This is a genomic window from Rhizobium sp. Leaf453 (assembly GCF_001425605.1).
Classification (GTDB): Bacteria; Pseudomonadota; Alphaproteobacteria; order Rhizobiales; family Rhizobiaceae; genus Pararhizobium.
Genome location: NZ_LMRG01000026.1, coordinates 57,264 through 68,849 on the forward strand (window position 1 = coordinate 57,264; position 11,586 = coordinate 68,849).

10 protein-coding genes and 2 tRNA genes are annotated in these 11,586 nt (G+C 60.1%); 8 read left to right on the top strand and 4 right to left on the bottom strand.

Annotated elements, in window-relative coordinates; genetic code table 11:
* Complete coding sequence (locus tag ASG68_RS21730) at positions 1 to 1,647, bottom strand: Na/Pi cotransporter family protein (protein WP_062581170.1); 1,647 nt, start codon at positions 1,645 to 1,647, stop codon at positions 1 to 3.
* Between the two features lie 372 nt (positions 1,648 to 2,019).
* Between ASG68_RS21730 and ASG68_RS21735 the strand changes: the two genes are divergently transcribed.
* Genes ASG68_RS21735 through glp form a run of 5 tightly spaced genes read left to right on the top strand, consistent with a single transcriptional unit; the run spans position 2,020 to position 7,495 of the window.
* Positions 2,020 to 3,915: a peptidylprolyl isomerase gene (locus ASG68_RS21735; protein ID WP_062581173.1), complete on the top strand. Its 1,896-nt coding sequence runs from the start codon at positions 2,020 to 2,022 to the stop codon at positions 3,913 to 3,915.
* Positions 3,916 to 3,933: 18 nt separating this feature from the next.
* Positions 3,934 to 4,947 carry an anthranilate phosphoribosyltransferase gene (gene trpD, locus ASG68_RS21740; protein ID WP_062581175.1) on the top strand — a complete coding sequence of 338 codons (1,014 nt, stop codon included), beginning with the start codon at positions 3,934 to 3,936 and terminating at the stop codon, positions 4,945 to 4,947.
* Between the two features lie 12 nt (positions 4,948 to 4,959).
* The gene (gene trpC / locus ASG68_RS21745) at positions 4,960 to 5,775 is read left to right on the top strand and encodes an indole-3-glycerol phosphate synthase TrpC (protein ID WP_062581177.1); all 816 of its coding nucleotides are present in this window, start codon (positions 4,960 to 4,962) and stop codon (positions 5,773 to 5,775) included.
* Complete coding sequence (moaC, locus tag ASG68_RS21750) at positions 5,775 to 6,272, top strand: cyclic pyranopterin monophosphate synthase MoaC (protein ID WP_062581178.1); 498 nt, start codon at positions 5,775 to 5,777, stop codon at positions 6,270 to 6,272. The genes trpC and moaC overlap by 1 nt, the downstream gene beginning before the upstream one ends.
* A complete protein-coding gene (gene glp, locus ASG68_RS21755; RefSeq protein WP_062581180.1) occupies positions 6,272 to 7,495 on the top strand; it encodes a gephyrin-like molybdotransferase Glp in 1,224 nt (407 codons plus the stop codon). The genes moaC and glp overlap by 1 nt, the downstream gene beginning before the upstream one ends.
* A gap of 238 nt (positions 7,496 to 7,733) precedes the next feature.
* Here the strand turns inward: glp and ASG68_RS21760 are convergent.
* Together ASG68_RS21760 and lexA are read right to left on the bottom strand one after the other, a co-directional pair.
* A tRNA-Cys gene (locus ASG68_RS21760) sits at positions 7,734 to 7,807 on the bottom strand.
* Between the two features lie 277 nt (positions 7,808 to 8,084).
* Positions 8,085 to 8,798 (bottom strand): transcriptional repressor LexA, encoded by a 714-nt coding sequence (gene lexA, locus ASG68_RS21765; RefSeq protein ID WP_062581181.1) that lies wholly within the window; start codon positions 8,796 to 8,798, stop codon positions 8,085 to 8,087.
* Between the two features lie 295 nt (positions 8,799 to 9,093).
* On the opposite strand from lexA, the gene ASG68_RS21775 reads away from it, so the two are divergent.
* Together ASG68_RS21775 and ASG68_RS21780 are read left to right on the top strand one after the other, a co-directional pair.
* Positions 9,094 to 10,307 (top strand): IS3 family transposase gene (locus ASG68_RS21775; RefSeq protein WP_156384901.1). Its coding sequence is split into 2 segments (ribosomal slippage): positions 9,094 to 9,430 and positions 9,430 to 10,307, totalling 1,215 coding nucleotides; the frame shifts between segments, so codons are not numbered across the junction.
* Between the two features lie 176 nt (positions 10,308 to 10,483).
* Complete coding sequence (locus ASG68_RS21780; RefSeq protein ID WP_062585805.1) at positions 10,484 to 10,831, top strand: hypothetical protein; 348 nt, start codon at positions 10,484 to 10,486, stop codon at positions 10,829 to 10,831.
* Positions 10,832 to 10,864: 33 nt separating this feature from the next.
* Here the strand turns inward: ASG68_RS21780 and ASG68_RS21785 are convergent, their stop codons facing one another.
* Entirely contained in the window at positions 10,865 to 11,137 is a 273-nt protein-coding gene (locus tag ASG68_RS21785) for a hypothetical protein (RefSeq protein ID WP_062585886.1), read from the bottom strand.
* Positions 11,138 to 11,354: 217 nt separating this feature from the next.
* On the opposite strand from ASG68_RS21785, the gene ASG68_RS21790 reads away from it, so the two are divergent.
* A tRNA-Asn gene (locus ASG68_RS21790) sits at positions 11,355 to 11,429 on the top strand.
* The last annotated feature ends 157 nt before the right edge of the window (positions 11,430 to 11,586 follow it).

Consider the following 11,586-nt stretch of genomic DNA (forward strand, 5'->3'; position numbering starts at 1 on the left):
TCACTGGGGAATTTTCAGCCGGCTTTCGATCAGAAGCCCGCTTTCATCGAGGATCGGATGTGCAACGGAGACGATGTGCGCGTTGATCCGTTTCAAATCCCGCAAGATATCGAGATGGAGCGAACTGGTCTGCAGGCTGTCGGTGCGACCATCGCGCAACCGCTCCAGATGCCGCTCGGAGGACCGCTTCTCCATGTGGCGGACATCGACCTTCACCTCCATCAGGTGGCGCGCCAGATCGGCATTGCGGGTGACGAAGATCGTCTGGGCGATGCGCAGGTTATCGATGGTCAAATTGAAGAGCGTCTGCAGTTCCTGGTAGCCGTCCTCTGAAAACTTCAGGCCGTTGTCGATCTTCTTCTTCACCTGCTCCGTCAGCCCCTTCTCGATGATATCGCCAATATGCTCCAGATTGATCGCATAATCGATGATGACGATCGAGCGCCGCCCGTTCTCGTCGCTCAGGCCGTTTCGCCCCAGACGCGAAAGATAGAGTTTCACCTCCTGCTGCAACTGATCGACCTGCTTCTCCAGCTTGCCGACACCTTTCAGCGGCGCGAGATCGTTGCGATTGAAGGCGGTCATGGTGGCGATCAACATGCCTTCGATCAGGTCGCCGACGCGCAGAACCTCCCGCGTGGCACCTGATAGTGCGATGACCGGTGTCGTGAGCGCCCGGTCATCAAGATACAGCGGGCCGCTCTCGTTTTTCGGCTCGTCAGGAATGAGACGGAGCATAACGGCCGAGAGCAGCGAGGAAAACGGCCAGGCGAGAATGGCAAGCGCGATGTTGAACAGGAGATGGATATCGACGGGTAATTTTTCCGGCGGCAGGGAAAGCGTCTGCAGGAAATCGGCAACAAAACTTGCGGCAGGCAAGGCGATGAGGCAGCCGATCGTGCGCACGAGCAAATTTCCCGCAGTGACCCGCCGGGCGGAAGCGGGAGCCGACAAGGTCGCAATAACGGGCGGGATGGCACCGCCCAGATTGGCGCCGAGCACAAGGGCAATCGTCAAGCCGGACGACAGGATGCCTGACACTGACAATGACAAGATCAGCACGACGACCGCGAGGCTTGACGAAGAAATGAAGGCCAGCACCGCCGCAAAGATCAGCGCCACCGGCCAAGCGCTATCGAGCATGGCGAGGAAGGCGCCAAGCGACGGGGATTGCCGCATTGGTTCCGTCGCGAGCCCAAGCAGGTGCAAGGAAAGAAGCATCAGACCGATCCCGACCAAGGCAGATCCTGCGCCTTGTTTCGCGCTCGACCGCCCTGCGCGGTGCAGGACGACGCCGGCAAGAATGAGCAGCGGTGAAAGCCAGTCGATGCCCGTCGCAACGATCCATGCGGTTACCGCAGTTCCAACATTGGCCCCCAGCAGAACGATCTGCGCCATGCGCGAGCGGACGAGACCTTTTTCAACGAAGGACGCAATCATCAAAGCCGTTGCGGTCGAACTTTGCAAGGCGACGGTCGCCACGAAACCCGCGACGAAGGATCGGACCGGGCCGCTCGTACCCTGCGCCAGTCCCGTCCTGAGCTTGATGCCGAAAGCCCGCGTGGCGCCGTCCTTGACCTGCGACAGACCAAAGAGCAGCAGCGCGACTGCGCCGAACAGATTGATCATGACGATGATGGATTCCATGCAGCACTCCGGGATTCGCCCACGCCATCCGCGATCGAGTCGGCATATTCAGGCGGAACAAGACTAACATTCCAGAGGCGCAATCACGTACGCCAAAACCATTTGTGACAGATATTTTTCAGTTGCCGGCTAACAATTCCGACATCGATAGGTCTCGCGACGTCAAGCGGTGGTCCGGGACAAGGGCATGAGCGATCCGACCAGGCGGCCCCAACCGGTGATTTCTGCCTGAAGCCTGTCCCGTTGCCGGAAGAAGGACAATTCTCGCGTTTTTTTGCGTGTCCAAACCCTTCAATTCCAGATCGGATTGCTCTATGCAACGAAACCGGTCGCCATTCGGCGGCGCTGAATTGCGACGAGGTATGCAGTCCCATGCTTGAATTCCTGAGAAGAGGCTCCCAGACCTGGGTTGTCAAAGGGTTGATGGTCCTTCTTGTTCTATCCTTCGGTGTCTGGGGTGTATCAACGTCGCTTGTTCCTGGCACGGCCGATTCCGTCGTCACGGTTGGCGACATCAAGGTCTCGCCGAGCGATTTCCGTCTCGCTTACGAACGCCAGGTCGCCCAGCTTTCCCGTCAGTTCGGAACGCAGCTGACCCGCGAGCAGGCGAAGGCTTTCGGTGTCGAAGCGCAGGTCTATTCGCAGCTTGTTGCCGGTGCGACCCTCGACCAGCTCTCGGAAGACATGAACCTCGGCCTGTCGCAGGACCGCCTCGCGACGCTGATCAGCGAAGATCCGGCCTTCAAGGGCGTGAACGGCCAATTCGACCGCATGACTTTCTCGAGCGTGCTGCGCAATGCCGGCCTGCGCGAACAGGATTATATCAACAATCGCAGCCAGGTCGCCGTTCGCTCGCAGATCGTCGAGGCGCTTTCTGATGGTTATACACCGCCGAAGGTTCTGGGCGACGCCTTGCGGCAGTATCGCAACCAGACGCGCACGATCGATTATCTGCTGCTCTCGAACGCCAATATCGATCCGGTGAAGGCGCCGGCCGACGAGGTGCTCAAGCCTTGGTTCGAAAGCCATAAGGCTGAATACCGCGCGCCGGAATTCCGCAAGATCAGCTATGTGAAGCTGGAACCATCCGATATTGCCGATCCGGCATCGGTAACCGAGGAAGAAATTCGCGCCGATTACGACCGCCGCAAGGACACGTTCGGAACACCGGAAACGCGGACGGTCGAGCAGTTGACCTTCCCGTCGCGTGCCGAGGCCGATGCCGCCGCTGCAAAGCTGGCAGCCGGCACGAGCTTCGACGAACTCGTGACGGCGTCCGGCAAAACCGCAGCTGATGTTCTTCTCGGTGACTTCAACCGCAACCGCATGCCCGATCCGAAACTCGGCGCCGCTGCGTTTGCCGTTACCGCCGATGGCCAGACGACACCGGTCGTCGAAGGTGCATTCGGCCCCGTCATCCTGCGCGTGACAAACATCAAGCCCGAAACCGTCCGCAGTTACGACGATGTGAAGGAAGAATTGCGCAAGGAACTCGCCCTTGCAAATGCCGCGAACGAAATCATGTCGATCCACGACAAATTCGAGGACGCGCGTGTATCCGGTTCCACCATGCAGGAAGCGGCAGATCAGACCAACCTCAAGCTCGTGGTTCTCGGCGCTGTTGACGCCAGTGGCAACGATGCCCAGGGCGATCCCATCGAGGGCATTCCAGAAGCCAAGTCGCTGCTCCAGGAAGCGTTCAAGGCGGATGTCGGCGCGGAAACCCTGCCCGTCAATCTCGGCCGTGATGGTTATGTCTGGTTTGATGTCATCGAGGTAACGCCGGCGCGCGACCGCACGCTCGACGAAGCCCGTGAAAAGGCTGTCGCGGCATGGACTGCGGAGCAGCAGCGCACTGCCTTGGCCGCCAAGGCCGCCGAACTCAAGGCGCGCGTTGAGAAGGGCGAGACCCTCGCGACGATTGCCACGGAGCTGGGTATTGCTGTTGAGACCAAGAACGGCCTTCGTCGCGCATCGGATGATGCAGCCCTGAGCCCGGCCGCAGTTGCTGCCGCGTTCGGCGGAGCGAACGGCCTCGTCGCCAACGCGCCCGGCATTGGCGGCGAAGGCCAGATCCTGCTGAAGGTGACCGAGGTCAATGACGATAACCCGGGCGACGCGCTCGACAACGACGATCGCCAGATCAACGCCATGGCGCAGGCCAGTGGCGATGACATTCTCGATCAGATGGTCAGCGAGTTGCAGAAGGGCTACGGTGTTGCGATCAACCAGCAACTCGCCGAACTCGCTCTGTCGCAGCAGCGGTAACGCAAGAGGAAGTGAAGCATGCCTGACTTGAAGCCTTTCATCGCCAAGGCCGCAGCGGGTCAGGCGCTCAACCGCGACGACGCGCGCGCCGCCTTCGAGATCATCATGTCCGGCGAGGCAACCCCCTCGCAGATTGGTGGCTTCCTGATGGCCCTGCGCGTGCGCGGCGAAACGGTGGATGAGATCGTCGGTGCGGTCGGCGCGATGCGGGCACGCATGCTGACGGTCGAGGCGCCTGCAGACGCCATCGATATCGTCGGAACCGGCGGCGATGGCGCCGGCACTTACAATATCTCGACGCTTGCCGCCCTGATCGTCGCCGGCGCCGGCGTGCCGGTCGCCAAGCACGGCAACCGGGCGCTCAGCTCGAAATCCGGCACTGCGGACGCGCTCTCCTGCCTCGGCGTCAAGCTCGATATCGGTCCGGGTGCGATTTCCCGCTGCATCAGGGAAGCAGGCCTTGGCTTCATGTTTGCCCAGCAGCACCATTCGGCGATGCGCCATGTCGGCCCGACCCGTGTCGAGCTCGGCACACGGACGATCTTCAATCTGCTCGGGCCGCTGTCCAACCCGGCCGGCGTTACTCAACAACTCGTCGGCGTCTTTGCGCCGCAATGGGTCGTACCGGTCGCGGAGGTTCTGCGCGATCTGGGCTCGAAGAGCGTTTGGGTTGTGCATGGCGAAGGCCTGGACGAGATTACCACGACGGGCGTCACGCAAGTCGCGGCACTTGAGAATGGCGAAATTCGCAGCTTCGAACTGACGCCGGCCGATTTCGGCCTGGAAAAGGTTCTACTGGCTGACTTGAAGGGTGGAGACGGTGCGCACAATGCCGTGGCGCTCAAGGGTGTGCTGGAAGGCGACGCGACACCCTATCGCGATATCTCGCTCGCCAACGCGGCTGCCTCCTTGGTGATCGCCGGAAAGGCGGGCGACCTGAAGGAAGGCATGACGCTGGCACGTCAGTCACTCGAAAGCGGCGCCGCCCATGCGACGCTGGAACGGCTCGTGCGCGTCTCCAACGCAGCGTAAGGAACAGGTTCGATGGCCGACATTCTGCAGAAGATCGAGATATACAAGCGCGAGGAAATCGCAGCTGCCAAGGCCCGCGTCAGCCTCGCTGACCTGAAGGCCATGAGCACCGAGCAGGAAGCGCCACGCGGCTTCTTCAAGGCTCTGAAAGCAACGCAGTCGGAAGGGCGTTTTGGCCTGATCGCCGAGATCAAGAAGGCAAGCCCGTCGAAAGGCCTCATCCGCCCGGATTTCGACCCGCCGGCGCTCGCCAAAGCCTATGAATCCGGTGGGGCGGCCTGCCTTTCGGTGCTGACCGATACGCCGAGCTTTCAAGGTGCGCCGGAATTTCTGACTGCAGCGCGCAATGCGTGCGCACTGCCGGCGCTGCGCAAGGATTTCATGTTCGACACCTATCAGGTGCACGAGGCCCGGGCATGGGGCGCCGATTGCATCCTGTTGATCATGGCTTCCCTGAACGACAGTGATGCGCAACGGCTCGAAGACGAGGCATTTTCGCTCGGCATGGACGTACTGATCGAGGTGCATGACGAAGAGGAACTGGAGCGCGGCCTCAAGCTCGCCTCGCCGCTCGTCGGCATCAACAACCGCAACCTTAAGACCTTCGAAGTCGATATCGCGCTTTCGGAGAGGCTGGCGCCACTGGTTCCTTCAGACCGGCTGCTGGTCGGAGAAAGCGGCATTTTCACCCATGCGGACTGCGCGCGTCTCGCAAAGACCGGAATCTCGACCTTCCTCGTCGGCGAAAGCCTGATGCGCAAGGACGATGTCACTGCAGCCACCCGCGCGCTCCTGACCGGCTCTGCCGACATTCTGGCTGCCGAGTGATGTCGAGCCCATCCCTCACCCATATCAACGCCAGCGGCGAAGCCCATATGGTCGATGTGGGTGACAAGGATGAAACGACGCGTGTCGCCGTGGCTGAGGGCCATGTCCGCATGCGGCCGGAAACGCTGGATCTCATCCTCAAGGGCAATGCCAAGAAGGGCGATGTGATCGCGACAGCACGGCTTGCCGGCATCATGGCGGCCAAGCAGACCGCCAACCTCATTCCGCTCTGCCACCCGCTGATGCTGTCGAAAATTGCTGTCGACATCACCGCCGACGAGAGCCTGCCGGGCCTGCGCGTCCAGACCGTGGCCAAGCTGACCGGCCGCACCGGCGTCGAAATGGAAGCGCTGACAGCGGCGAGCGTTGCCTGCCTGACGATCTACGACATGGCGAAGGCGGCCGACCGGGAAATGGAAATCGGCGGTATCCGGCTGCTGCAAAAGTCCGGCGGACGTTCCGGTGACTATATTCATGGACAGGAGCAACAGGACTGATGTCGCTTCTCCCCGTGGCCGACGCCCTTGCCAGACTTCTCGCGGCGGCAAAGCTGACCGAGAAAATGGAAACCGTTGGGCTGCATGAGGGAATGGGCCGCGTCCTTGCAAAGGATCTGGCCGCCAACCTGACACATCCCGCCTTCGACAATTCCGCCATGGATGGTTATGCCGGTCGTCACGCGGATTTTGCGACGGTTGGCAGCGAACTTCGGGTGATCGGACAGTCAGCCGCAGGTCATGGCTTTACCGGCACAGTCGGACCCGGAGAGGTCGTACGGATTTTCACCGGCGCCCCCGTTCCAGCCGGCGCCGATACCGTCCTCATTCAGGAAGATGCCGAGACGCTCGGCGATGGCCGCATCCGGACGACGTTTGCGCCGGCCGAGGGCCGCCATATCCGTCGCAAGGGTCAGGATTTCAAAACCGGCGATAGCATCCTGCGGCGCGGCGATATGTTCGACGCTGGACGCCTGACGGTCGCGGCAGGCATGAACGTCGCTGAACTTCCCGTTTACGTTCGCCCGAAGGTGGCGATCCTTGCGACCGGCGACGAACTCCTGCCGCCGGGAAGCATTCCAGGCCCCGACCAGATCATTGCCTCCAACACCTACGGCGTTGCTGCCTTGGCGCGCGACAATGGTGCCGAGGTCATCGATCTCGGCATCGTGAGGGATGACCCGGACGCCATTGCCGCTGCGGTTGCCAAAGCACAGGCCTCGGGCGCCGATGTACTGGTTACACTTGGCGGCGCCTCTGTGGGCGATCACGATCTCGTTCAGTCGACGCTGATTGGCAGCGGCATGGAACTGGATTTCTGGCGGATCGCCATGCGGCCAGGAAAGCCGCTGATGGTTGGCACGCTCGGCGGCATGCAGGTGCTTGGCCTGCCGGGGAACCCGGTGTCCAGCCTGGTCTGCGCCCTGCTCTTCCTTGAGCCGCTGGTGCGCCGTCTGTCACGATTGCCAACTCGTAACCGAACCGCGATCGCCGCGACGGAGGACCTGCTTGCGGCCAACGACAAGCGGCAGGACTATGTCCGTGCCCGCCTCACCCGCAATGCGGATGGTGGCCTTATTGCACACCCATTTTCACGACAGGATTCGTCGATGATGCAGGTCTTCGCCCAATCCGATTGCCTGATCGTCCGGCCGCCCCATGCGCCGGAGGCTGCGCCGGGTACCTCCTGTGACATTCTGATGCTGCGCGATCCAGCGTTCTGATTGTCCAGGCATTTTGCCTGTCAACACGAACGCTCCCCTCTCGGACGGTCTGCTCTTACCGCCCGAATGGAGGGATATGACGCGAATGGACATGCGGCGATCACGTCTCGTTTCCATAGCGGAAACTCCTCGCGCTTACCATCAAGCGATTTGGAAAACCGAGAATTGATCGAAACACACAACCATCGGAATCAAACCATCTTAGGCGACATAAGACATTGTTCTGTGTGGAAAATTTTGGAGGCCTCGCCCGGAATTGAACCGGGGTACAAGGATTTGCAGTCCTCTGCGTCACCACTCCGCCACGAGGCCTCTCAAGCTCGAATAATCGAACCGTGGCGGCGGTTTAGAATGATCCTAGACAAATCGCAAGAGGATAAATCCGAAAATCGTCCGCGTTCATTTCCGAAATGATGTTTCCCGGCCGTTCGTCCACCGGCGACCCGGATCGTCTTTAAAAGCATCAGCAACGGCTGGACGCGGGATCACAATGACCCCACTCACCTTTATAGACAGCCTGCTGCCAATCTCCCATTCGCTGTCGCGAGAACCGGCGCGGACGAACGTGTGTTCGCCCTCGACGATTCGATCAGTGATAACGCCGAATCAAGCCGACCAGCTTGCCTTGAATCTTCACCCGGTCAGGCCCGAAAATGCGGGTCTCATAGGCCGGGTTGGCGGCTTCGAGTGCGATGGAGGCACCCTTGCGCCGGAAACGCTTCAGCGTCGCTTCTTCGTCATCAACGAGCGCCACGATGATTTCGCCGGGGCTGGCCGTGTTGGTGTTGCGAATGATGACCGTATCGCCGTCGAGAATGCCGGCTTCGATCATCGAATCGCCCCGGACCTCCAGCGCATAGTGATCGCCCGTACCGACCATCTCCGTCGGAACCGAAATGTCGTGGGTGTTGTTCTGAATGGCAGAAATCGGTACGCCAGCGGCAATCCGCCCCATGACCGGCACCGAAACGCTGTCGCTGTTGACCGCAACCGGCTTGGCCGGTGCAGGCTTTTCCGCGGGAGCACCGAGGCTGCCCTGAATGACGCTGGGTGAGAAGCCCTTCTTGGGCTGCAGGCTGGGGGAGTAGGCCTCCGGCAGCTTGATCACCTCAAGCGCACGTGCCCGATTCGGCAAACGGCGGATGAAGCCGCGCTCCTCGAGCGCGGTGATCAGCCGGTGGATACCGGATTTCGACGCCAGATCCAGCGCATCCTTCATTTCGTCGAAGGACGGAGGCACGCCGGATTCCTTCATTCTTTCGTGAATGAAGAGAAGCAATTCCTGTTGCTTGCGGGTCAGCATGAACGATCACTCCGGATTCGAGAAACAAAGCAAGAACGAACACTATATGTTCCATATGTGTTCCACAAGCCCCCTGGAAATCTTTTAATGTTTTCAACAGCGTTCCGGGCACAGTGAACTGCACCCCATTTCGACCGGACAGTCGGCATAAGCAGAAAGGCTCAAGCACAGGCTTGAGGACAGGCTTATGTCTAACGAGTATCGACACGTTGAATTGCTGACGGGTGATGTCCGCCGTAGGACCGGACAGTCGGCATAAGCAGAAAGGCTCAAGCACAGGCTTGAGGACAGGCTTATGTCTAACGAGTATCGACACGTTGAATTGCTGACGGGTGATGTTCGCCGCAGACGGTGGACAACCGAGCAGAAGCTGACAATCATTGAGCAGAGTTTCGAACCAGGCGAGACGGTATCGTCCACCGCTCGCCGCCATGGCGTTGCGCCCAATCTGCTTTACCGGTGGCGCAGGCTTTTGAGCGAGGGAGGTGCTGCAGCCGTGGATTCAGACGAGCCGGTTGTCGGCAATTCGGAAGTGAAGAAGCTGGAAGACCGCGTCCGCGAGCTGGAGCGCATTCTCGGCCGCAAGACGATGGAGGTGGAAATCCTCCGGGAAGCATTGTCCAAAGCGGACTCAAAAAAACGGATATCGCGGCCGATCTTGTTGCCGAAGGACGGTTCGCCATGAAGACCGTTGCAGACACCCTGGGTGTCTCCCGTTCCAACCTCGTCGAGCGGCTGAAAGGCATTTCAAAACCGCGCGGCTCCTATCATAAGGCCGAGGATGCAGAGCTTCTGCCTGTCATCCGTAGGCTGGTGGATCAAAGGCCAACCTATGGCTATCGGCGGATCGCCGCGCTCCTCAATCGCGAAAGGCGAGCCGCCGACAAGCCTGTCGTAAACGCCAAACGAGTTCATCGCATCATGGGCAACCACGCCATGCTGCTGGAGAAGCATACGGCCGTTCGCAAAGGCCGTCTCCACGACGGCAAGGTCATGGTCATGCGCTCGAACCTGCGCTGGTGCTCGGATGGCCTGGAGTTCTCCTGCTGGAATGGTGAGGTCATTCGGCTCGCCTTCATCATCGATGCCTTCGACCGCGAGATCATCGCCTGGACTGCGGTCGCCAATGCAGGCATCTCCGGTTCGGACGTGCGCGACATGATGCTGGAGGCCATCGAGAAGCGGTTCGCAGCAACCCGGGCCCCGCATGCCATCGAGCATCTCTCGGACAATGGCTCGGCTTACACAGCGCGCGACACGAGGCTATTTGCCCAGGCGCTCAATCTGACGCCCTGCTTCACGCCACTAGCAAGCCCCCAGTCGAACGGCATGTCGGAAGCCTTCGTCAAAACCTTGAAGCGGGACTACATCCGCATATCTCAAGTTCCGGACGCCGAAACAGCGCTCCGGCTCATCGACGGATGGATCGAGGACTACAACGAAATCCATCCACATTCCGCGCTCAAGATGGCTTCCCCTCGGCAGTTCATCAGGGCTAAATCAAACTAGCCGACCTGTCCGGTGAAACGGGGTGCACTCCACACAGAGAAAGATTGACCAATGCCGTCAGGCGAGACTCACCACGCCTGCCCAGCGTTTTGGGAACTTTTGTCTTACCCTAACCGTTGCGACGTCATCACAACGACAGCGAGCGGTGCGGTCTTGCACCGTGACAGGAGGCAAGCATGACAAACTATATTGATGAACGTGGTGATCGGGTATCGACGGCTGACACGAACAAAACAGTTCGTGTCAGCGGCGTAGAGGCTCGGCAAGGTCTATTGGGACGCCCCGTGCTGATGGTCCTGATCGGCGGGTTGGCGCTCGCAGCGGTTGCCTGGGCCGGGGTGGAAATATTCGGAGAATCGACCGACAACGACGCGGCGACCCAAGTGCAGCAGGTTGCACCGGCAACGGACGAGGCAGCGCCAGCCAATCAGGGCACCGTCGATAATACACCTCCGGCTGGCGACCAGATGCAGACCGCCCCGACGGACAAGAATCCGAACCCGCAAACGGGTACGGGCGGCTGAACGATTCTCAGCTTAGCTCCACGTCGCGCCGGCTCAGGACGAGGGCTGGCGCCGGCGTGCCCACCACACGGATATTCGGCGCCTCTGGCGGCGGACGAAGGCGAGGTCATGAGACAGGACCAGGAATCCCAGCGGCACCATCCAGAATCCGAGGACTGGCAGAAAACCGAGGCAGCCGCCGACGATCAGCACACTTCCGAGGGCGATGCGGACGCCACGTGACTGGGGCAATCTCAACCGCCATGTGCCCAGGATCAATTCATGCGTTTGCGGATCGATACCGAATTTTTTCTGCTGTGCTGCCATGAACTCCACCTGTTGGGACGCCGCTGGGCACGGCATCGTGAGCAACGCGGAATTGGCGGTATTGTTCACCTCCAAGACGGATCGCGTTGCCTCCCTCACATGGGGAGTTCTCCACAGTCATGCAAGATTGTGCACTTTTTTTGAAAAACCGCTTGGCAAATCGAAAAAGCATTTGTATTAGCAGCCTCACTTCTGCAGCACACAGCGGCGCAGATGATCCCTGGTAGCTCAGCGGTAGAGCATTCGACTGTTAATCGACAGGTCGCCGGTTCGAATCCGGCCCGGGGAGCCAGTTTCAGAAAGGCTGCATTCGAAAGCGAATGCAGCCTTTCGCAGTTTTAGACCTTCCCACAATCTGTCGCCGCAAATCGCTTTTGTACGCGTCAGCGGCTCACGCCGTTGTGATCGGCATGCCCAGCGCAAAACAATGAAATAAAAAAGCTTTCGCC